The organism is Niastella sp. OAS944, from assembly GCA_024809215.1.
Taxonomy (GTDB): Bacteria; Bacteroidota; Bacteroidia; order Chitinophagales; family Chitinophagaceae; genus Niastella.
This window is the reverse complement of record JANUBW010000012.1, coordinates 37,891-60,021: the sequence shown is the minus strand read 5'-3', so window position 1 is coordinate 60,021 and position 22,131 is coordinate 37,891. Positions and strand designations below refer to the sequence as shown.

General features: G+C 37.8%; 25 protein-coding genes, 1 tRNA gene and 1 pseudogene. 10 read left to right on the top strand and 17 right to left on the bottom strand.

What is annotated here, in order from left to right; genetic code table 11:
* Window positions 1-5: 5 nt before the first annotated feature.
* Window positions 6-803, top strand: a complete 798-nt coding sequence (locus GGD38_RS33060; protein WP_375302379.1) for a DUF6597 domain-containing transcriptional factor — start codon at window positions 6-8, stop codon at window positions 801-803.
* 54 nt (window positions 804-857) lie between these two features.
* Window positions 858-1,808, top strand: coding sequence for a nitrilase family protein (locus tag GGD38_RS33055; RefSeq protein ID WP_375302378.1), 951 nt, complete (start codon window positions 858-860; stop codon window positions 1,806-1,808).
* Between the two features lie 4 nt (window positions 1,809-1,812).
* Here the strand turns inward: GGD38_RS33055 and GGD38_RS33050 are convergent, their stop codons facing one another.
* The 3 genes from GGD38_RS33050 to GGD38_RS33040 are packed head-to-tail and all read right to left on the bottom strand — an operon-like array spanning window position 1,813 to window position 4,112.
* The gene (locus tag GGD38_RS33050; protein WP_375302377.1) at window positions 1,813-3,093 is read right to left on the bottom strand and encodes a hypothetical protein; all 1,281 of its coding nucleotides are present in this window, start codon (window positions 3,091-3,093) and stop codon (window positions 1,813-1,815) included.
* A 13-nt stretch (window positions 3,094-3,106) separates the two neighbouring features.
* Window positions 3,107-3,637: an AAA family ATPase gene (locus GGD38_RS33045; RefSeq protein ID WP_375302376.1), complete on the bottom strand. Its 531-nt coding sequence runs from the start codon at window positions 3,635-3,637 to the stop codon at window positions 3,107-3,109.
* The gene (locus tag GGD38_RS33040; RefSeq protein WP_375302375.1) at window positions 3,630-4,112 is read right to left on the bottom strand and encodes a hypothetical protein; all 483 of its coding nucleotides are present in this window, start codon (window positions 4,110-4,112) and stop codon (window positions 3,630-3,632) included. The genes GGD38_RS33045 and GGD38_RS33040 overlap by 8 nt, the downstream gene beginning before the upstream one ends.
* A gap of 448 nt (window positions 4,113-4,560) precedes the next feature.
* Between GGD38_RS33040 and GGD38_RS33035 the strand changes: the two genes are divergently transcribed.
* Window positions 4,561-4,645: transfer RNA gene (locus GGD38_RS33035), tRNA-Ser, on the top strand.
* A 303-nt stretch (window positions 4,646-4,948) separates the two neighbouring features.
* Window positions 4,949-5,971: a hypothetical protein gene (locus GGD38_RS33030; RefSeq protein ID WP_375302374.1), complete on the top strand. Its 1,023-nt coding sequence runs from the start codon at window positions 4,949-4,951 to the stop codon at window positions 5,969-5,971.
* A gap of 95 nt (window positions 5,972-6,066) precedes the next feature.
* On the opposite strand, the gene GGD38_RS33025 is transcribed toward GGD38_RS33030, so the two are convergent.
* Window positions 6,067-6,282, bottom strand: coding sequence for a helix-turn-helix domain-containing protein (locus GGD38_RS33025; RefSeq protein WP_375302373.1), 216 nt, complete (start codon window positions 6,280-6,282; stop codon window positions 6,067-6,069).
* Window positions 6,283-7,155: 873 nt separating this feature from the next.
* On the opposite strand from GGD38_RS33025, the gene GGD38_RS33020 reads away from it, so the two are divergent.
* On the top strand, window positions 7,156-8,373 hold the full coding sequence (locus GGD38_RS33020) for a site-specific integrase (protein ID WP_375302372.1): 1,218 nt from the start codon (window positions 7,156-7,158) through the stop codon (window positions 8,371-8,373).
* Window positions 8,374-8,549: 176 nt separating this feature from the next.
* Window positions 8,550-9,683 (top strand): YhcG family protein, encoded by a 1,134-nt coding sequence (locus tag GGD38_RS33015; protein WP_375302371.1) that lies wholly within the window; start codon window positions 8,550-8,552, stop codon window positions 9,681-9,683.
* A gap of 312 nt (window positions 9,684-9,995) precedes the next feature.
* On the opposite strand, the gene GGD38_RS33010 is transcribed toward GGD38_RS33015, so the two are convergent.
* From GGD38_RS33010 to GGD38_RS32970, 9 genes and pseudogenes are all read right to left on the bottom strand, one after another.
* Window positions 9,996-10,493 (bottom strand): hypothetical protein, encoded by a 498-nt coding sequence (locus tag GGD38_RS33010; protein WP_375302370.1) that lies wholly within the window; start codon window positions 10,491-10,493, stop codon window positions 9,996-9,998.
* Between the two features lie 24 nt (window positions 10,494-10,517).
* Window positions 10,518-11,252: a metallophosphoesterase gene (locus GGD38_RS33005; protein WP_375302369.1), complete on the bottom strand. Its 735-nt coding sequence runs from the start codon at window positions 11,250-11,252 to the stop codon at window positions 10,518-10,520.
* A gap of 32 nt (window positions 11,253-11,284) precedes the next feature.
* A complete protein-coding gene (locus GGD38_RS33000) occupies window positions 11,285-12,019 on the bottom strand; it encodes a hypothetical protein (protein WP_375303740.1) in 735 nt (244 codons plus the stop codon).
* A 48-nt stretch (window positions 12,020-12,067) separates the two neighbouring features.
* Window positions 12,068-12,139: pseudogene (locus GGD38_RS32995) on the bottom strand (DUF3885 domain-containing protein); the annotation flags it as partial.
* A 242-nt stretch (window positions 12,140-12,381) separates the two neighbouring features.
* A complete protein-coding gene (locus GGD38_RS32990) occupies window positions 12,382-13,359 on the bottom strand; it encodes a phospholipase D-like domain-containing protein (RefSeq protein ID WP_375302368.1) in 978 nt (325 codons plus the stop codon).
* A 71-nt stretch (window positions 13,360-13,430) separates the two neighbouring features.
* Window positions 13,431-13,976 (bottom strand): hypothetical protein, encoded by a 546-nt coding sequence (locus GGD38_RS32985; protein WP_375302367.1) that lies wholly within the window; start codon window positions 13,974-13,976, stop codon window positions 13,431-13,433.
* A gap of 12 nt (window positions 13,977-13,988) precedes the next feature.
* A complete protein-coding gene (locus GGD38_RS32980) occupies window positions 13,989-14,699 on the bottom strand; it encodes a phospholipase D family protein (protein WP_375302366.1) in 711 nt (236 codons plus the stop codon).
* A 165-nt stretch (window positions 14,700-14,864) separates the two neighbouring features.
* On the bottom strand, window positions 14,865-16,745 hold the full coding sequence (locus tag GGD38_RS32975; RefSeq protein WP_375302365.1) for an ATP-dependent endonuclease: 1,881 nt from the start codon (window positions 16,743-16,745) through the stop codon (window positions 14,865-14,867).
* 56 nt (window positions 16,746-16,801) lie between these two features.
* Complete coding sequence (locus tag GGD38_RS32970) at window positions 16,802-17,062, bottom strand: hypothetical protein (protein WP_375302364.1); 261 nt, start codon at window positions 17,060-17,062, stop codon at window positions 16,802-16,804.
* Between the two features lie 811 nt (window positions 17,063-17,873).
* On the opposite strand from GGD38_RS32970, the gene GGD38_RS32965 reads away from it, so the two are divergent.
* The 4 genes from GGD38_RS32965 (at window position 17,874) to GGD38_RS32950 (ending at window position 19,360) form a co-directional block, all read left to right on the top strand.
* Window positions 17,874-18,302, top strand: a complete 429-nt coding sequence (locus GGD38_RS32965; protein WP_375302363.1) for a hypothetical protein — start codon at window positions 17,874-17,876, stop codon at window positions 18,300-18,302.
* 141 nt (window positions 18,303-18,443) lie between these two features.
* The gene (locus tag GGD38_RS32960; RefSeq protein WP_375302362.1) at window positions 18,444-18,650 is read left to right on the top strand and encodes a hypothetical protein; all 207 of its coding nucleotides are present in this window, start codon (window positions 18,444-18,446) and stop codon (window positions 18,648-18,650) included.
* Between the two features lie 8 nt (window positions 18,651-18,658).
* Window positions 18,659-18,934, top strand: a complete 276-nt coding sequence (locus tag GGD38_RS32955; protein ID WP_375302361.1) for a hypothetical protein — start codon at window positions 18,659-18,661, stop codon at window positions 18,932-18,934.
* Window positions 18,935-18,940: 6 nt separating this feature from the next.
* Complete coding sequence (locus GGD38_RS32950) at window positions 18,941-19,360, top strand: hypothetical protein (protein WP_375302360.1); 420 nt, start codon at window positions 18,941-18,943, stop codon at window positions 19,358-19,360.
* Window positions 19,361-19,426: 66 nt separating this feature from the next.
* Here GGD38_RS32950 and GGD38_RS32945 read toward each other — a convergent pair whose 3' ends face one another.
* The 4 genes from GGD38_RS32945 to mobC all read right to left on the bottom strand — a co-directional run bounded on the left by GGD38_RS32945 (window position 19,427) and on the right by mobC (window position 22,037).
* Window positions 19,427-20,029 carry a WG repeat-containing protein gene (locus GGD38_RS32945; protein ID WP_375302359.1) on the bottom strand — a complete coding sequence of 201 codons (603 nt, stop codon included), beginning with the start codon at window positions 20,027-20,029 and terminating at the stop codon, window positions 19,427-19,429.
* A gap of 134 nt (window positions 20,030-20,163) precedes the next feature.
* Window positions 20,164-20,652, bottom strand: a complete 489-nt coding sequence (locus GGD38_RS32940; protein WP_375302358.1) for a hypothetical protein — start codon at window positions 20,650-20,652, stop codon at window positions 20,164-20,166.
* 27 nt (window positions 20,653-20,679) lie between these two features.
* Entirely contained in the window at window positions 20,680-21,687 is a 1,008-nt protein-coding gene (locus GGD38_RS32935) for a relaxase/mobilization nuclease domain-containing protein (RefSeq protein WP_375302357.1), read from the bottom strand.
* Window positions 21,684-22,037, bottom strand: coding sequence for a plasmid mobilization relaxosome protein MobC (gene mobC, locus GGD38_RS32930; RefSeq protein ID WP_375303942.1), 354 nt, complete (start codon window positions 22,035-22,037; stop codon window positions 21,684-21,686). Before mobC ends, GGD38_RS32935 begins: the two co-directional genes overlap by 4 nt.
* Window positions 22,038-22,131: the final 94 nt, after the last annotated feature.

Sequence of the window (22,131 nt, the reverse complement as noted above, 5' to 3'; positions counted from 1 at the left end):
GCTGCATGCAAATTCCCCCACATCCTGCTTTAGCGCACCTTGTAAGGCATTACCTGGTGCTGAATGATTTGCAACCGGCCGGTAGCATACACCGCCTGTTTGCAGACGGTAATACCGGGCTTGTTTTTAATTTGGGTAATGCCGCTTTTAGCGCTTCGGATAAAGCTTCAGCTGTTCATTCCTGCTGGTTATATGGGCAAATAAAAACATATCATGATCTTACGCTTACCGGTAATGTTAATTGGATAGTAGTTGTGCTGCAGCCCTATGGGGCTTATCATTTATGGGGCGTTCCGGCCGATGAGCTGTTCAATTGTTTTTTTCCTGTAGAAGAAATAATAAAACACCAAATGCATGAGATAACGAATGCATTGCTGCGTGTTACACAGGTTAATGAACGGGTGCAGTTGCTCAATAATTTCCTGCTGCAACAGGTGGTAAAAAGCAAAGGGCCCGATCCCATCATAGTACAGGCCGTAACGTATATTGTACAGCACGAAGGCGTAATGACGGTTGAGTTGTTATTGCAAACGTTGTTTGTAACAGAAAGAACGCTTGAACGGAAATTTAAACAAACAGTAGGTATTACTCCAAAACGTTTTATTGAAATTGTACGGCTCAACGCCAGCGCAAAAAGAATGCAACGGATGAATGAAAAGCAAAGTCTGGCCGCCGTTGCTTATGACAGCGGTTATTTTGATCAGGCGCATTTTATAAAGGACTTCAGAAAGTTTACCGGTTTTACTCCACAACAGTATCATGAACAGGTGCACGCGCTGGCACTGAATTTTCTTCAATTATAAGATTGTCGGTTTTTTACAATCAGCTGTAGTATGCCGGTTTTAATTTTACATACTATGGAACCTATAAAGATCGCTACGGCGCAATTTGAGAACCGCAATAATGATAAAGCGTATAATCTAAGTGTCATTCGCAAACTGGCTGCAGAGGCAAAAGCTAAGGGAGCACAGGTGATCGCCTTTCATGAGTGTTCTGTTACGGGCTACTCATTTGCGCGCCACCTGACCCGGGATGAACTCGCAGCAGTTGCAGAGCTAATACCCGACGGCCAAAGCGTACAGGAGCTGATTGCCATTGCCCGGGAAATTGATATTGTTATTTTAGCCGGTTTGTTTGAGAAAATGGCCGATGGTACCCTGTGCAAAGCCTATGTATGTGTAGATAAAAACGGGCTGGTGGCTAAATACCGCAAGTTGCATCCATTTATTAATCCGCATCTTACCCCGGGCAATTCATATGTGGTGTTTGAACTGTTAGGTTGGAAGTGTGGTATATTGATCTGCTACGATAATAACATCATCGAGAACGTACGGGCTACTACGTTACTGGGAGCTGATATTATTTTTATGCCTCATGTTACCATGTGCACACCTTCACCAAGACCGGGAGCGGGTTTTGTAGACCCGGTGCTTTGGGAAAAGCGGGAAGAGGATCCTACAACGCTACGCGCAGAGTTTGACGGCTTAAAGGGACGCAGCTGGTTAATGAAATGGTTGCCGGCAAGAGCTTACGATAATGGCGTTTATGTCGTTTTTTCAAATCCTATAGGAATGGACGACGATCAGTTGAAGAACGGCTGTTCAATGATCATCGATCCTTTTGGTGATGTGCTTAAAGAATGCAGGCAATTAGGTGATGATATTGCTATTGCTACCCTTGTTCCGCAGAAATTACAAATGGCAGGGGCTCACCGGTATAAAATGGCCAGACGGCCGGCATTATATGGTGCTATTATTTCCGACCCGCATAACGGTGTGCAGCAGGTGGCCTGGATGAAAAAGGAGTAGGGGCTCAGGCAAGCTTTCTTATGTTTTCATCAAAATCGTACCTAAGCTCTTTTTTGATCTGTTTTGATAAGACGTTGTTTTCTTTCAAAATGCGTACAATGTCTTCTCTATGGCTGCTACAATTTAATTTGTCATATATCGCTTCTAAAGGTTTCTTACAGGTGGTCGTTTTGTTAGCACGGTAAATATTTACTATTCCCCATACTATAGCATGGGTGTCATGTTCGTTTTTACAATTCCGGGCAATTTCAGTCAATAATTTACTGTCGCCGATTTTAAAATTTAATACCAGTAAGTCCAGGTAATCCCATGGACTTTTTGTTTGCTTTAATGTGTCTATTGCAAATTTCCTGATATCTGACCCCGAAAAGTATTTCAATGCACCGCAGGCAAACTCTACCAGCCGGTCGTTTTTTTTGTTTTTGCTTTTTGCGAGTTCAAGTATCGGTTTATAATCGTAAGGATATTTAACCTTGTCGAATACCCGGCAATATTTTTCGAGTTTCAGGCGGTCGGTTTCTTTCAGAAAATCATCCGCCAGTTTTTTTATATCGCTCTTCAATAACTTATCCTTGCCATAGTAAGGGACCCTCAGTTTGCTATTGATGTTTTTTGTTATAGTATCATAGTTTATTTTGGAACGGGGATTTTTCTTCACCCACTCTTCTCTGCGTTTTTCTGTTTGGTCAATATTGTGGAGATAGAGCTTTATAAATCGATTGGTTTTGCCGGCTTTTTCAAGTTCATTTCGGGCTTTTATTGCCGGATGTTTTCGCTGAAAGTGATCGATGATCATATTGTCCTGCCAGGTTTCAGGGTCTTTTTCAATCGCCTGCCCAATGGTGGTTGCAATGAATAGTAATCCCTGCAGGCCATCCAGGTCAACGATCGAATTATAACCACACCAGCCGGAACCCTCGATGATCTTTTTAAAAAATCGGTCGTATATGGCTTGCCGGGCGGTTTTGTCGCCCTGTTTGGCAAAGCAGGCTGCCAGATCAAAAAGCTGTACCAATGCCCAGGTGTCTTCCTGTTCATTGGCCAATCCATTGAGGATTGCAGTACGAATTTTGTCCTGTTGTTTTGACAATGCAATAAGTTCCCAAAGGTATGGGCCCCTGCTGCCTTCAGATTGCGGGTCGTAACTTAAAGGCGTTAATGTCGCTTTAATAATTTCAGCAGAGAAATTAAGGTTGGGGTTCTTTTGCATTAGCAAATACGCTTCGCCTGTTCCTCTTTCGATAGAACTTTTGAAACGTTTTTTTAACTCTTTTGTATCAGTCATTTATTCAGGTTGGTTATAGATTCTTCCGCACAAATGTAACGCGTTCTTCAACGGACGCAAATGGAAGAAGGCACAATTCATACTGCAGTTCGAGATATACCGCCGATAAAGCATTAAAAGTGGCCTGGGCTTCATCGAATGATTGTTTACGTTCGGCATCCTGGGTGAAGATTTCCTGCCACGGCGGGGCTAAAAACACGCGTTGGTGATAGCGATAGGTATGCGCTGCTTTTACAATATGAGGTGGTACCGGTAAATTACACAACCGCAGGTAGCCCATTACGTCAGGAATGCCTCTGTCGAACAGTGCAGGTTTGTTTAATTCCTGCGCATCATAATAGGACCGGATATCCCAACTAAGCATAAGTTCGGCAAAAAGGTTGCGATCGGCCCAAGGCAGGGCGGTGCCGCCGATGGATAGTTGATGTTGAATAATGGCGCGGCCAGCTTCGGGCATACAGGGAAAGCCATGCTGAGCAAGGGCTTTCAAAAGCGTTGATTTTCCTGAACCGGGACCGCCCGAGATGATATACAGGTTATTCATGTACGATTTCCCATTTAGAAATGATGATCACATAATCCCCTTTCTCTTCCGGATTGCCTTGCGAGATGGTGAGAATGCCATCGTTGGCCTCCAGCTTGAGGATTATTTTGGTGGTGGTGCCGTCTTTTTGATTTATGTATCCGTGGTAAAGGGCCTGGCCAACTGTATGGTCGGCGTTAAAGTTGCAATCGATACTTTCAATTACCACGGTAAAAGCAACTTTATCCTGGTTAGGCGGTTCGCTCACCAAATTGATGAGCTTGTTTAAAGGGTTTATGGTGACCTCGGTGTTAAAGCTGGTTTCCTGTCCGTTCGCGCTTCTGATCTTTTCCGAGTAGTATTTAATTGGCTGGTCGCACTTGCTGGTTGCTTCTGTTAGGTTAGGGCGGGCTTGTGGCGTTTTTGTTGATTTACAGGCAGATAACAGGATAATGCAAATGCCTGATGCCATCAGGGGCATGAAGATTCTTTTCATAAGAGCAGCTAATTTGGTATAGGTAAAGTTATTTAAGTCAAAGGTCTGAAAATCAATTGAAGTAGTAAGAAAAAATGTGGTGGGCTTTGGACAGAATGGGCGGTGGACTATAGGGGAATGGTAAGGGGGTGCTCAGGGAGTTGTCTAAGAATGGTCTTGCGCGCATTAGGGCCCTGTACAATAACCAGGCAATGCTCAGGCAGTACGGAGACCAGTAAGCTACCATTGTGGTACAATTGCGATACAACTCCGCTGCAATGGCAATAGCTGAAGGCGAGCTTAATTCAATGCCCGATTTAGGAGGCAATTGTGGCGCTAAAAACACTTCAATCCCTCGCGCGGATATTACTGCAAAATATTGAAATAGTAATCGTTACGCTGAAAAAATATTCTAACTAAATTTTTCAGATTTTTTTGTCAGTTTAAATCCTCGCCCTACATTTGCCCCGGAGAGATGGCAGAGCGGTCGAATGCGGCGGTCTTGAAAACCGTTGACTGTCACAGGTCCGGGGGTTCGAATCCCTCTCTCTCCGCGTAAACCCTTGATAATCAATGAATTATCAAGGGTTTTTTGATTTTTACTCTCTACACCCCGGAACTACTCCGGAACCAAAAAGGAATCAAAACGGAACATCTCTTAATCTGAACTTTCTCATATATTCGCATAATAAACGTTCGTTAGTTGTAACATCTCCTTTCACAAAAAGCTAAGGTTTAATTAATTATACTAAGGCTGCGTAGAATTTGAGATAGTAGTTTAATTCTGTAATAAGGTATCAATTTGAATTTATACTCCCTCGATATAATAACCTGACGGCACCAAACAAATTAGCTTCATGAAAAAATCAAAACTTGACATTGTTTTAAGAAAATTAATGCCTAAGGTTGTTCCTATAGGCTTTGCCATTTTGGGGATAGTTCTTTTTTCTATTGGTATTTTTAAGCCTCAACTTCTGGAAGAAAATCCAGCCAATATTGCAGAAAGGAATCAAATGTTTGCAATTCTATTTGGAGCACTCATTTTTACAGTGGGTGTTATTGTGCCATTGATTACAAAATTTCTAAGCTCAGATTCTGACATTGACAAAACAAGAAACAGGTTGTTTAAAGACAGAAGTTATTTAATAAAATATGTTAATGCACGAAGCCTGAATAATGACCGGGATATTAAAGAAAAGCTCACACAGTATATTGAACAAAATGTCACTGTTAAAGAAATAGAGAATGTTGTTTATAATAAAACTATTTCAAATCTTGAAGCTAATCTAATCAAAAGGTTTAAAGACCAATATAAAGCTCTGTACGAAAAAGATGGATTGTATGAAAAAGTAAAGGCAATTTTGGGGCCTTTAGAAAACAACACTGAACAATACATAGCTAAACTCCAAAGAAATTCGATTGTTAATCTTATTATCGGAATAATAGGCACTATTGCAGCGATAACAATTTTATCGTATACTCTATTCGTTAACAAGGATTTTAGTGACCTTACCAAATTTCTGATTCATTTTTTGCCACGTTTTGTTTTTATTGTGTCTGTTCAGGTTTTCGCCTTTTTCTTTTTGAGGTTGTACAAAAATAATCTTGATGATGCAAAGTACTTCCAGAATGAGCTAACGAATATTTCCTGTAAAATATCCGCTCTCAAAGTTGCATTTTTATTAGAAAATTCAGAGATGATTTCTAGTATACTTGAAAAGCTATCAACTGTAGAGCGGAATTTTAAATTAAATAAAGACGAGACTCTTTTCAATATTGAGAAGGCTAAAATTGAAAAGGAAGTTGATTTAGATATGTTATCATCGTATAAAGAATTTTTAAAAGTCTTTAATAAAGAAAATAACGGTAAAACTAATTAAAACCGATGCTTCTATTTTTGGGGTAATCCTATTAAGGACAGCATAAAGAGTTGAAGTGGAATGTAAAAGCTATTTTAAATAGTGCATAACTTTAATTAAAAATCAACCAGCTTCTTTAAGGGCATATTCAAAGCTCCTGCAATAGAGATTAACGTATCCAACGTAACACTATACTTCGCATTTTCTATCCGCTGAACTGTAATCTTCGATATTTCTGCCGTATCGGCAAGTTCCTGTTGGGACATACCGGCTTTTTCCCTAAGAACTCTTAGGTGTGTTGCGAACGCTTTTATAGATGCCGGATTTTTCACCGGCTCAAAAGTCGGCTTCGGCTAAAATTTAATGGATACATATGTGTATCCAAATGCGTATATTTGTATATAGGGGGAGGAAGAAATGTCTTTCGGGAAGAAGTGCTACACGAAGCCGGTCATTTGCCAGCATAATAACCACCTGTCAAAAGACTGGTATGTTTACTTTCGATTTAAACATGAAGGGAAGGTGCACTGCTACAAAAGGCGGGAAGGTATCAACAGAATAGAAGAGCTTAGTGCCCGGCTTTCTGCAATAGTAGAACTTAGAGAAGACATAGAATTTGATTTAATAAATGGATGGAACCCAATTAAAGATTCCAAAAGAGCACTTGTATATAGTGAAAGTAGAAGCCCCCAAAAGCGAAAAAGTAAAGAGGACTATTATTTGTATTATTTAAATAACAGAGGTTAAAATACCGAAAAAAAGCTGGCCAATGGATACTTTAAATCAGCTGAAACCCATGCCAGGTAAGGCTTTCAGCCAAATTAAAAAACGGAACAAAACACGGAACAAAGAGAACCAAATTAAATAAAAAGAATTGCGAAAAACGTTGATAATGAGGTGGTTGTAGGAGCGTATTTGAGTGACCGCAAATCCCTCTCTCTCCGCTCGGCTCAGTTAAATGAGATAAACTTAAAGTAATAAAACCTGCAAAATCAATGATTTGCAGGTTTTTTGCTTTTTAGGCATACCTGCTTTTACTGCACTTTATGGGCGCGTTTTCCGGAGTCATTCGTTGCGTCATACCTAACTTTATAAAGACGCAATGATCTTTGCATACGGCGCTGTTTATTAACACTTTATAAGAACTGAACTCAATTTTTAACTGCCCCGTCGGGGTAATTTTAAACCATTAAATGCGCGTCATTATGGAAAAGAGTTTCGGTTTGTTTTTCTTCATCAAGAAGTCAAAAAGCAGCAAAGCTGTTGAGCATTTTATTTATCTGCACATTACGGTCGATGGGGTTGGTCGTGATATCAGCACCAAGCGAAAGTGTGATCCGGCCAAATGGAATAGTGATGCCGGCAGGGCCGATGGAAAGACGGAAGCGGTAAAGTCGCTTAATTCTTATCTCGATCTGTTACAGCGAAAGGTGTATGAAGCCCGGCAGCACCTAATTCATCATGGCCACCCGGTAACTGCCGAGAACGTAAAAACCGTTTTTTATGGTAAAGAGGTGCAGACACACAAGTACATGCTGATGGAAGTGTTTAAAAAGCACAATGAGCAGATGGCGGCGTTGGTAGGTCTGGAATACGCACCAGGTACTCTGGAACGGTTTCAAACGGCTTACCGCCATACCCATACCTTTTTGCAATGGAAGTATAAGGTAGACGATATTGATATCAGTAAGCTGGATTATGAATTTATAAGCGAGTACGAATTCTGGATAAAGAGCGTACGCAAGTGTAATCACAACTCCACCATAAAATACCTCACCAATTTCCGGAAGGTGATCAACAGATGCGTTCGCAATGGCTGGCTATCAAAAGACCCCTTCGCCAATTTCAAAATGACCTTACGAGAGGTAGAACGCGTAGCGCTCACCGAAACCGAACTGCAAACCCTGATCGCCCAACAATTTCCAACTGACAGGCTCAAGGTAGTGCGCGACATTTTCCTGTTCAGTTGCTATACCGGTCTGGCTTATGCCGATGTAAAGAAGTTAAAGCGCTCGGAAATCATCATCGGCGTTGATGGCGAACAATGGCTGGTAAGCCGTCGGCAAAAAACAGATATCAGCGCCCGCATTCCCTTATTACCTGCTGCCCTTACCATTATTAGCAAGTACAAAGATCATCCGCACTGCCAGGAAAAAGACCTGGTGCTACCGATACTCAGCAACCAGAAGATGAATGCCTACCTAAAGGAAATAGCAGACGCATGCCGAATACAGAAAACGCTTACTTACCACATTGCCCGGCATACGTTTGCTACGACAGTAACACTCACTAACGGAGTGCCTATTGAAACGGTATCAAAGATGCTGGGGCATCGGAACCTTCGAACTACGCAGCATTATGCGAAGATTTTGGATAAGAAGATAGGGGAGGATATGAAGGGGTTGAGAAGCAAGTTTATTTAGAGTTGAGTTGTTTAGAGCAGATGGGCAAACTAGCTGCGCTAAATCGCTCTACCAAATTGTGCTACAATGATTGCACACTTCGTTTACTAGGAGCTGTGGATAAAGTAGGATGGGTTTCGGTTAGTACAGAAGGGTAGTCAAGTTGTTTTAATTAATAATACCAATAAATCAATAATATGGAAACTAATCAGCATTATACTCAATTATTACAAGACCTCAAATTTCGCATTTCCCAAAGTCGATTCATTGCAGCTCGGCTTGTTAACAGGGAGCAACTGTTGTTATATTATTATATCGGCAAATCACTTAATGATAAAATAACTGAGCAAAGTTGGGGTGATAAAGTATTGTCACAAATAGCAACTGATTTAAAGGAGCAAGTTCCTACTCTTCGAGGATTTTCAGCCAGGAATCTCAAAAATATGCGACAGTTTTATGTTGCCTATGAAAATACTCCAATTGGGCAGTTACTGACTGCCCAATTACAAGGCGTTGATTTAGAATGTAATATAATTGGGCAGTCGACAACTGCCCAATTGCAAGGTGATCAGATAATGGATGATTTTTCATCGACTATACGATTCGATAACCCTGTTCTGTCCAATTTTTTCTCGATTACATTCACGCATCATTTAATACTGCTGAATAAATGTAAAGCGCTCGAAGAACGAATGTTTTATATGAGAAAGGCTGCAGAAGAATACTGGTCGGTTTCTGTAATGGAGCATCATGTAAATGAGAACTTGTTCCAGCAAATCGGAAAACTGCACCATAATTTTGATACAACAATTGAATCCATAAATAGTAATGCGACTGCGGAACTTTTTAAAGATAAATATCTGCTAGACTTCCTCCAGTTAGGTGATGATCATAACGAAAGTGAAATTGAGCATCGCATTGTTTCCAATATAACCGAATTTATTCTAAAGATGGGGAAGGGGTTTACTTTTATAGGTAATCAATTTCGCCTGGATGTTGACGGTCATGAATTTTCAATTGACTTACTTTTCTACAATCGTATCCTACGGCGTCTTGTGGCTTTTGAGATTAAGAAAGACCATTTCAAGCCAGAGTATACAGGTCAATTACATTTTTACCTGAATGTGCTGGATGACAAAATTAAACTACCAGATGAATTACCAAGCATTGGTATCATTCTTTGTAAGGAAAAGCATGATGCAATTGTACAATACTCAATCAGAAACATGAACACTCCGATGGGCGTTGCCACGTTTAGGAATACAAGTGAACCGCCAGCAGAAATTCAGCAGGTGTTGCCGGATAGTGATCAATTAAGAAAATTAATTTAAAAGGGATAATGATGGAAAGAATAACTCAAATGAAAATACCTGGTATGGTAAGAGTAACAAATAAAAGGGTAATACAACGATACATTAAAGATCCTTACTTTGTTAAGAAAAGGGAAATGGCGTCAGCGTTTCTTAAGAAAGTAGGATTGCCTAAATTGTGTAAAAAGTCCCAAGCTAAATAGAAAAATAGCTTTCAATCATTGTAAAAGCCGGTCTATCCGGCTTTTTTTGCAAGTATGCTTTTTCTTCTTTGAGCCGGGACCAAGGTCAGGCGAGCAAAGAACGCTATTAACGTGGAGTATATCGATATTGTTATTCTGTCCACTTATACCATGTTGTAATTAACTCATCTTTTGTTTTAGTGAACGGTTTAGTTATTGTCGAGTATTCCATATCTCGCCAGTCGGCATATTCGTTGTAGTAAGTTTCGTTAGTTTTGTCTTTACATAGCCTGGTAACAGTGATATTTATACTTGAATCAAAATGAACGAATCTTGAAAGTCTTGTTGTGTCAGTTTGATAATTCTTGATTAAGCTTTCGATGAGCTTAAAATTATCTTTTGGGTGTTGATTGTAAACTGCTATGTGAATGGTGTCATAATACAAGAGATAAGCATTACTTAATTGCTCTTTAATACAACCCAAAGCTTTTGCAGGATCAATGTATTCTACGTGCCCATGAGAAATAGGTTCAGTTATTACCTCGTCATCATAAACCAGGCAGTCGCTTATAGATATAAAATCTCTATGCTCTGTTCTGTCGCAAGAAATTATTAGTGTCGTCAATATTATTATTGCAATGTGCCGCATTGTAATTTTTCGAATGTTTTATTTTTAATCAGATTGCCAAAAGCATTTTCTATTCACGTCCATTATAGTCAATTTTCCACCTTTGCTTCCACCAGTGTCAATGTTATAAATATTCGCAGCTATTAACGGCTTATCTATGCCCCATTTCATAGTATTCGTATGCCCGATGAATATATTATTGAACTTCGTCACTATTCCAAATGGTTCGATGTCGCTGTTAAGTTTTGCTTTTGTTTGCCAATTCATTGCAGTTTGCCATAAGATTCTATCCCAATAAAAAATAGGGGCGGGTTGTTCATGGAAAGGTTGAAACGGATTAAAGCCAGCATGTACAAAGCAGTTGTTGTTTATATCGATATAATATAATTTTTGGCTTTCAAAAAAATGCCTGTGCGATAATGGGATGTCATCAGAAGTGAGAGAGGTTTTGTAACCCTGTCGTGTTTTTTTTATAATGGGTGTTTTGCCGACATTTGATGCGTATGATTTTACAGTATCAATCCCGCCATAAGTCCATGCAGCCGGATGAAGCCCTGTTCTTATAAAATCCAGGAACCAATCATCATGATTACCTTTTAAGGCAATAAGGTTTTTTATTTTTAAAAGTTCTTCCACGCACTCAAAGGCTTCCCCTCCGCCATCAATTACGTCTCCAAGTTGGATTAAAGTATCTTTGTTGTAATCGAAGTTGCACTTAGCCAGGCATTGTTTAAGTGATTGAAATTGCCCATGTAAATCTCCCATGACGTAGGTGCTCATAGTATTATCAATAGAACGGATTATTTAAAATTTTAATTTTGCAGTTCATTAATAAAAGCCTGTTCCACTTTGGTAGGCTCTTCCATTTTATAATTCTTTATCTTTTTGACTGTCATTAAGTCAAGTATATCTAAAGTGCTTTTGTAGGAACTTTTACCGCCAGGTTTTATTAAAACAAAAAAATCCGATCGTGATTTCTTTGTTGCCAGGAACAAGCCAAGTTCTTCATACGTGTATTTACTTCCATTTTTCACATTAGTTCCATTATATGCATACGCTTCATGTTCATCTATGATAAGAACAGTAAGCGTTTTGTCTGAAGGAACAGTAATATGTTCGTTTTCTTCCCTGGGTAAAAAAAGTTTCAAAAATTGTTCATGTTCTTTCAGCCATGGAATTATCGATGTTGTATTAAATAATTTCTGTTCCTTTTCGTCAAGAGTGTCGATCTTTGTGTTGTTATAATTATTTATTTTAAACAACGTGTCAAGGTGCTGCCAGTTTCCAAGTACACCAGCGCCACCTCCTGGTTTTAATAAAATTTGATCCGGTTTTCGGTCTCTTGCTTTAGTTAAAATCGTATCCATGAATAGTGAATCGGTTATATTCCCATATCTCAGATCCGCCAATTCAGTACTGTTTCCATAATAACAGGCGATAGAATCGTATCCGAAAAGGATAATACTCAATTTGACTGTTTCTTTTTTGCCGGAGTAACAGCCTGTCACGAGTCCAAGTGTCAGTAATTTAAAAACCCATTTTTTCATTAATAAGGTGTATATCTTTAATTTAAAAATCTCATCAATTTCCGGCCTGTGATAGTCGACAATCCAGTTATTTCGGTTGATATAAATGTCATGAATTTTATCTGCACTGTTACTCCACACTTAGCAACCTCTGTCGTCATACATGTGGAATCCTTTATCAGTTATGACAAAGAGCCCTACATAAAGAATGGTTGGCGGCATTAAAACACGACCGTTTTGTTCATTGAAGTGACGCATTCCGTTTCCAATAAGAAGTAATTGGTTTATTCGTTTTTTTCATCTCCCAGGTGATCCTTACGATAACTCAAAACCTAGATAGGATATCTCTTGAGTTGATAACTAAAAGCCCGTTAATCTGGCTTTTAGTTATCCTTGCTAAGAGTGTGCCTGTTAGACTTTTTTTCAGGAATTTTCCAAACAAATTTTAATTTTTGTATATCTGATTGTGATAGTGTGGTGGCTCTTGCTGTAATATTTTTTTCAAGCGCAATGTTTTTAATCATTGATTGAAATTTCGTCCACGATATTTTTCTCTCCTCTGCTTTTTTATCTTCATGATAAAAGTATGTAAAGCCATTGGTTACCTCTTTTTTTAAAATTACAGAAGGTGGGTATATATAGCTACGCGTTTTGTCTTCATTATTGAGTTTAAGTATAATCTGGTCGCCTTCCTTAGCATTTTTTGTAAACTTTGTTTCACCCCTCCAGCGAAGAAATCTAATATTTTCTTCATCAATTTTTGTTTTTTGGGAGATAGAGCTCGTTGTTTCTTCCACTTTATCCTTGATTTTATCATATGTTTTATCTTTCAAAGGAGAGGCTGAAATAAACCAATACCGATTGCCAAATATCTTTTGTCTTGTCTCCGATTTAGTTACTGGTTTAAAAGGGCGCTTTATCACTTTTATTTTAAGTAATGTTTTAATGTCTTTGTCATTCAGTGGATGTGATTCTTGCAATAAGTTAAAACAAAATACTTTTGCTTGAGCAATAAGAACATCGCTGTCTGTAAGTATTGATGATTCTGTAAGTTTTTCAGCACTATTTTGGGAAAGATTTGCGGAGCCTATGATTAGAAGCTTTTCCGTTAATAACATTTTAGAATGTAATGCCCCATTTGAAAATACCTTAACGCCTTTGTTATAATATGACATAATTATCTTGGCAGATGTTTGTCCATATTTTATGGCATAGTCTGAGGCGTCACAAATTAAAGAGTCGCCGTTAGATAACTTTAATTTATTTGATGTTATATACGCAATGCACGCTGTTTTTTCATGCTGATTAACTAAATACTTGTTGGCTTGTTTCCATATGTCGCCTGTAAGAAATTGCTCCATAGCGTAATGGTTTATGAAGAATTAAAGTAGATTTTTCTATGCCGCTTAAATGCAGCAATCAAAATGTTCTATCAGGTTTTAATGGGAATATCTTTGTTGTATTTTAGGTCCAATATGTAAAGGATGCGGTCCATTTCTGAAAATTGCCATGAGTATTCGTAAGCTGTAGCTCTTAATTTTTCCAGATAGTCTAAATAAAGTATAATTTGTTGATCAATCACCTTATCATTTCTAGGGTCGGTTACTCTTAGCTCTTTACCAAACAAAAGCCTATAGGCTCGTTGATCAATTATTTGGTAAACATTTGGGTTTCTAAATCTTAATATTGTAGATGCCATGGGAAGACGAATTCCTGGCATTTTTAAAAGTTCTTTTAATACTAGTTTCGTAAATTCAAGATCTAATTCGTTTCCGCGCAAAAGATTGGAATTTAGAAGATCAAAAATTTCTGCTGTAAGATTTGCATAACGATTAACCTTCCACAGTACGATTTCATTAATTAGCTCTTGAGTAAAGTTTTGTGTATGCGATTGATCTAGTTTGGGTGTTAATAGCGGTTGATAATCGTAGTCTTTATTTATGTATGAAATGTCATCTAAATCCTTTAATTCTTTCATAGCATTGATGTATTATTTAAGTTGTTGTTTATGCCATTCTGAAAAGCATCGCCTGCATAAAGGTTTATTCATACTGGTGCCTTCTTCAGATCCGCAGCAATGGCATACGTTTTCCAGGAAATGCAGATTTTCATACTCTGACCAAATATCAAAGCAGTCAGGGCAATAGGGCTTATTGGGATTGTATGTTATTGGACTTTCACACCGGATACAATATCCATGGTGAGAAGGTAGGGACGTGTTTCTGTGCTCCTTAGTATTTTTATTGAGAGATGATTGTTTAGGAAGTCTTAACGCGTTGGGGATGGCAGACTGTAATATAGATTTCGTTTCTTCCATCGCATCCTCAAACAACTTTTTGTCATTTGTTCGGTCGATGAGCACACCCATTTCACGATTGTTAATTTCAGAAAATTCGTACATGTTCATTGATGTGATTACCATTTTAACCTCATTGAAATAGCATTTAGCGTGTAAGTCCTGGCAATAAAATACTTGGACATTTGGCAGTTCTTCAAGTTTGGTCTGCTCCTCTTGGCTCAATTTGTTTTTTCCATATACTATAGTGATTTTTACGCCTCTTATTGTAGCGTCTTTTAGGCGTTGAAAAAATGGTCGAGATAATTTGAGGAAAGGGGATATTAAGATTAGTTTACTTTTACTTTTAATTATTATATCTTCAATATGGTTTGAGACACCACGGGTGGTTAAGAACTCAGGCATAGCGCAAGCAATTTGATTAATGAAATCAAAATTAATCAGCTAAAGGATATAAACAAATTGTAGTCATTATGTTTGGTTTCCGCCCGGATCAACAGTCGTTGGATAATGCCAAATCCGATGTGTTTGTAGGACGCTTTTATTTAATGAAAGGCTGCGAGTAATACGTTATTGGTTATTTTTTTTAACGAAGTGCCATACACGTTGTGCTATGTCTTTTGCATTTTCACTCAAGTCGTCAATCGCTTGAATATGCTTGATCGCTGTCTTGCAAAATTGAATTTTATTGGATATGGTTCCGGACTGAGCCGCATAATTTTTTTTAAGTTCACTAATTGAATTGTTTATATAGCTTCCTAAATATTGATTATTATAATCTTTTTCATTTACACTTTCGAAATTTAAATTTTCATTATTTTCTAACTCCTGAATTGTTTTCAAGAGGATATTTTTTGATAAAGTATTTTCAATTTCGCGGCAAGGAAGTACTATCAGATTCTTTCCTAAATGAGTTTTTAGTTCATCAATTCTTTTGGACTTTTGGGAGGTAGGATTTTCGCTTGTTCCGTCCTCATCCATTATTAATAAGATCTTTGAACTAATTTGAGAAGCTTTTATTTTCTCCCAATTCTTCTCATTGTCAAAAGAGTAGTGAACAATATTGGCTCCGCCATATTCTATATATGAAAAATGAAGGTCTTCTTTCAGTCTATCAATATCATATCTATCACCTAATTCATTTACCTGGTAAATTTCCAAATATTTATTTATGTAAAGACGGTCACATATTCCTTCTACCCAGATTGTGCAATTACTCAAAAAAACAGAAGAGTTTCTCACTCCAATTGAATCCAACAGTTTAATATCTTCGTTACTGGTATTAGTAATTAAATGCTTTTTGTTTTTTGATATGCCATCGTTTTCAAAATTGTAGATAGAGATTTGACTATGGTCTAAAATCATATCTAATAAATGGTTAGAGTGGGTTGTGATAAAAAACTGAAAATGGTTAAATTGTTGATTAATTATTGTATCAATGAATAGGCGCTGCATTCCAGGGTGAAGAGAAAGTTCTGGTTCTTCGATAAAACACAGAATTGGCTTATCTGAGTTGAAAAAGATGGGATATAGAAGAACGATGAGGCTTTGAATACCATCTCCCAAGCTATGTATAGGTCTTTCTTCTTCACCAAGTGTAATATTCAGACAATCACCTTTCCGGTTGGGAATTAAGTTTATGGTTTGTCCATTGAAGAATGTTTTACTTAAGAATTCTTCAAAATCTTTAATTTTTTTTCTTTCTTCAGATGATCCTAAAAGCATATCAGTTGTCTCGTCATACAATGATAAGCCTGTGAAAATATCTAAGTTTTCACTTTTATTAGATGGGAAATAATCATGAATGGTGCGGTGCTTGTAGTTGTCGAAAGACTTGTTATAAGGGGAAATGGAATCTTTTGTTTCACTCTGTAAAGGTCTTAACCCTCTTAATATAGGAATGTAAATTTTTTTGTGTTTTAAAAGTTCAACATTGCTTGCTTCAGTAATACTGTTTCTAAAGCTTAGGCCTATAAAGCCAAGCTCTGAATTTAGTCCTTGATAATTTGAATTAGTTGATAACACATTTTGGGGTAGTGTTACACTCTCGACCTGAATTTGAGATAGTCGGTCTACAAATTCTTTAAGCTCTAGTAAAGTTGAATAATCATCTGGAAGTTTAGCAGTTTTGAGTTTGTTTTTTATTGTTGTTATCGTATTAAGCACACCGTTTATTCCACTTCCTTCTACATCTACTAATCTTTTGGCAACAATTTTTTTTTCGATTAACTCACTAATTCTATGTACATCTTCATTGAGCTGGTTAAAGTCTATTGAGCTTTGTTTAAAATCAGTGTTATTAATAAATAAACCTCGTAAGAATCTACTCTTCCCTGAATTATTAGGCCCAATGAATATGTTGATTCGGTTTAGTTTACTTATACAATCCCGTTGGTCCGGGAAATAATATTGGCTTTTGAATTCTTCAGGGATATAAATATCGGTGATCATATGCAAGAAATATGGTTACCAGAAATTGCTAAGGCTACTTTAATTATGAAATTATTCTATTCCTCGTTGTCTTTAAGTGATTTTATGGCAAATCCCAAAACATCCTTATGAGTAAGCTTGTATGTAACAGCAATCTCCAACAAATTATCAAACCCAAAATTTATCTGCCCTTTCTCAATTTTACTCAGCTTGCTATTATCAATAGTAGATGTAAACGACAATTCTCTTACACTTTTTACCTTAAGCACGTTTTCACGGTGCCGCTGAAGGTATTCTCCAAATTGTTTCCTGATTTCTTCTTTTGTTTTTGTGTCCATAGTGTTTCTTAAAAAAGAAAGATGGAAACATTTGTGGAAAACAATTTGGTCGAATTCGACCAAATTGAGATATTTTTCTCTATCTTGTGTATAATTGGAAACTACCTCTTGTAAAAGAGGTTTATTCACGAGTCTCGCCACACGAACCTGAGAAATTCAACAAATGCGAGAGTAAGTGAAGCCCAATCTCTATATTTACAATATAGGGTTGGGCCTATTTTGCTCCTTCGCATTTGCCTACCATTCGGTAGGGGGCTTCTCAGGGCCTGTGTGGCAGGGGCGGTAGGCACCAACCCTTTTATATACGTGTTTGGCCGGTTTTTAATCGTTTTCAAACCTACCTCCTCAAGGCTCATCAAACCATATCATGTAACCTAAAATTTTTTCACATGAATGAGCCATTAGTCGCCCGCCCTGGGATATCATTTTCTGGCAAAACCTATAACAAGCATCCACACTGTACAATCAGCCGCTTCGGCTCGATGAGGACCAAATACGCAATCCTTTGGAGGTTTTTGAAGAGTTCTTTCAATGTTACCATTTAAACGAGACCCGGCAAATATTTTGGGATTGGCTTACTGAAGTCGTTTCCAGCGCACGTAGTATTTCCAGCGATCCCCATGAGCGTAGTAATCATATGTATTTCTATGAAAAGATGGAGGAATTAATTGAAGCTGCATTTGTATTAAGGAATCGTGTTCATAAACAGCGCCGGAAAAAAGAGAGAAGAAAGCTAAAAAAAGGTATCCACACTAGAAGAATTAACTAACCGTCACCCGCCTCAATTATTTGCTAACCTAATGCGCTTAAAATGGAAACTCAAACAAAGCCTTCCATCGACACCGAAAGGGTAAAAGCTGAGGAGAAGCTAATACAAGTAATTGATGAGTTCCTGGAGTTATCTGACCAGACTATTAATGAGGAAGATATTGCCAACTCTGTATATTTCTTTTTCTCTTCTCATGGTGTTGACGTGGGAACGACAGTCTTTTCAGATGCGGCCGCATCGGCCTTATATTTTTTTGTTACTGATAGGAAGGTAGGTGATGATATAGAAAAGCTTTTTGGAGACAATTTTTATTTTTTATGCGAATTACTTCAGAAGGTAATTGAGTTTTGTAACAATATCCGGTTTTCTAAGGCGAATCTGGCACGTCTGGATAAATCAAAATGGGAGTGTGGCTATACAGATCATTTGTCTTTAGGAGATATACTTGAAGAAAAGAACAGGTATGAATAGATGTTAAAACATCTCAAAGAGAAAATATCACGTATCAGAAATCAGAAGTAGCATCTGTTTACCTTCCTCAAAATCTATTTCAAGGCCCGTTTTTAATCCTACTGCGATTCCAATAATCAAGCCGTTAAAACCTTTCCACTTATGAAACTTACTCAAAAAGCACTCAAAGCAATAAATAACCCTACCACCCGCCGCCGATTGATGGATGTGCTAGGATGTACTGAATTTACCATATCACGGTATATTCAAAAGAATAGTGACAATTTAACAAAAGCGGCAGCCATGCAGGTGATCAGGGAGGTAACTGGTTTGGGTGATAGCGAAATATTTGAAATGACTAATTATTAATATCAGCTATGATAGACAAAAATAACATATTTAAAGATGGTTGTTTTTTTAGTAAAAAAAATATCGAATCGCCTGAAGAAGTGATAAAATTATTCTATGATATATGGACACAGGAAGATGTGAATATTACCCTTTGGCGATTATTCAAAGGAGCAATGGGTTCAGAAAATGCAGCATTTATTAATCCAGATAAGGAAATTGGCGAAATAATATTCTTTCTGGAGACCTTTCTAATGCTCAATATGGCCGTATATGAACTTAACCTAAGAATAAGAAAACAATGACGGGTCATGAGTGTACACATTGGAAGCATCATTCAAGTGGAGGTAGAGAGAAAACGACTCACTTATAAGGAATTTGGCGCATTGATACACAAAAATGAAAAAACGATACCTGACATATACGACCGAGAATCGATGTCAACTGAATTGTTGATGACTATTTCCGAGGCGCTTAAAATAGATTTTTTTAATTTCTACTATGTCGAAGAGCCACTTAAGAGCCTGCGCAATGATCAGGTTGCCCAGTTGAATTTCGAGGTAGATATTTTTAAAGAACAAATTCAAAAGCTCACGGAACAGGTTAAGCTCTTGCAAACAGAGTTAAGCTTAACTAAAGATCTAAACCAGGCGCAGAAAGAGATTATTTCGTATGCCAAAGCGCAAATAGAAGATTATAAACAAAAGTTGGCCAGTATAAGCCGCTGTTAAAATTGCTAATCAGAGCCATTATACCATAAAGTCCCGGTGTGTCGACACTGGGACTTTTTTTAATTGCTAGTTTATCAAAGTATCAACAAAATTTCCTTTTTTGTCTATCCAACGATATTCACCGTCCAACATAACCATCGTACTATCACCATCAAATAATTCGGCCATTTCAAATTTATAGTCTATCACAATATTTCCTTTTTTGTCAACGTAACCCCATTTTTCTTTCAGCATTACAGGTGCCATCTCTTCAGAAAAACTTCGACAATCATCAAAGATAAAGCCTTGTTCTGTTTTGCCAGTTGTATCAATAAATCCACATTTTCCGTTCGAGCAGGCAACAGCTTTGTTCTCGAAAAAAGGTAAAGCCCTGTCATAAATTAAGGGAATAACAATATTGCCAGCAGTGTCAATATAACCGCACTTGTGACTATCCCACACTAAAGCCAGGGAGCTTGTAAAATGTAAAACACCGTCAAAGTGAGGCGGTATTTTGATTTTTTCTGATGAATCGGCAAACCCCCAACAATTGTCAATTAAAATGGGACTTAAATGAAAAATGGTGTCTGCTGGACGGATTTTTTCAAATTTCGAATGGTACTTAATTCTTTGATCCTTGCAGTTCATCAGAAATGAAACAATAAAAATAAATATTAACAAAAGTCGCATAATTGATAGATTCTTTAATTCGATATTTCCATACCTATTTCATCTTCTTTTTCAATTCCTTCACCTCTGCTTCTTTTACATCCACCTGCATCTGTATCATATTACGAATGGAGTCTTCTCCTTGCAGAACTGCTTTAGAAAAATCCGGCTGGGTCTTGTATAAGCTGTCGGTGATAATAAGCAGTTGTTGTAAATTGATTGCTTTTTAGTTTAAGGTGGCGGTATTTAAAATCGTTCGCCTTATGTATATCCAGCTTTTGGGCAGTATTATACCAGCCGCAGCATACCAGGCATAGCAGAATAAATAATACTGCAGAAATTAGGATGATCTTATGAACATGGTGATGATGTATTACTTTATTTTCTACCGGCTGTTTTAATAATGCAACACCAGTAGCCATATTCCCCGACAATTCTTCCATTTGTTTGGTGGGGAATTTTATAGCAATAATGGCTACCTTAATTTCTGTTAGCTGTTTTTTTATTTCCAGTAAAACCGGTGAAGTGTCGGCAACTGTCTCCAGCTTTTTCTCAATTGCAGAAATTTGTTCCCCCTGTTTTTGTATTTTATTTGTTACCACCTCTGCAAAAGGGGTAGATATTTCACGATTCTGTTCCGTCATATTCATACATTTTTAATGGTTCAATACTTACCGTTTATGCTTGTGCGACTGTTTCTTTTTCTTACGCCGATATCCTTCCTGAGTAAGTTCATAGGGTAGATGATCATCCGAATGTTCAGGTTTAACAAGATCATCAAATGCTTTATTCATTTGTTTGAGAACATCGGCGGCTCTTTTGTATCCGCCGTCTGAGAACGTATTTTGCGAATTACTTTTTGATAAAGAATGAATTTTCCTAAAAGTTTCTTTGGTGCTCGTGTGTTGAATCGTTTCTTCTTTTTCGTCGGGTACAGTATCAAGATTTTCTTTTATTCCATCTGTAAGCGCTTTCTGTAATCCCGCAAATGAAAATTTTCGGTCAACCTGGCTGCCTTTAAAGGAGTAATTACCTGTTTTAAAACTTACACCTTGTATCTCTTGTGTTTGTCCCTTGTATTTAAATTGCGTGTCAATACCCTGATGTTTCAGCCGCGTTACGAGATCATTTAATGAATTACAATTCGGCAGATTTTCTGCAATGGCCATGTATATCTTATACCGGACAACCTCATGCTCGTTCATGTTTTCCAGGTTGGTAAGGGCCAAATCCTTTTTTATAGCGGGTATTAATTTGTATTCCTGTGTAAGCTGTTGGGCTACTTTCTTGCCCCGCATTCCTGTGAAATTATCTTTTATGACATTACCATTATTGTCAACCATATTGGCAACAACATGCAGGTGCAGGTGTGATCTATCGGTATGTTTAACGATTGAATACTGGGTGTCTACAATTCCTAATCGATCCAGGTACTGTGCGGCAATTGTCGTTAATGTTTCATTTGATGGTTTTTCTGTGGGATGAAAACTTAGTATACCGTGAAAAAATGCTTTTTGTTTTCCCGGACGTAATTGCTGCTGGCGGATAAAATCCTCTGCCATCAACTTGTAATCAAATTCTCGCACACCATCGGTTGCCAATACTTCTGATCCTGGTTTATTGCAGATGTAGCGGCAGGTATGATAAACAGAATCGGCAGGAACTACTTTGCTGATCATGATTTCAATTTTTTAATGATCTCGTTTAATTGCTGACGGTATTTCTCAAAAATGACCATTGATTGAAATAATCCTTCCCGGTGACAGGCCTTTGCCATTTGATTCATGTTGTTGGTCATGCCCACTAATTGCCTGGTTAAAAGTTGTTCTTCGGCCGTTAAACGCGGAGTTATTGTTGAATGAATAGATGCCCTGCGGATATAATTTGAAACTGAGAAGCCACAGCTGGCGGCTTTTTCTTTAACTATAAAATACTCGACCCGACTAAACCGCACACTGGCATTTATCTCCTTTTTGATATTTTTAGCCGGTCTTCCGGCTTTTCTCTTTTTCTTTTCCTCATGATTCATACACTTCAGTTTAATGTATTTTGTATTTCTTTTTGCGACCAGCGGGAGCAAAAAGCGAGCGTGTGTTTGGCCATCAGGCAATTTTTGTTCTACA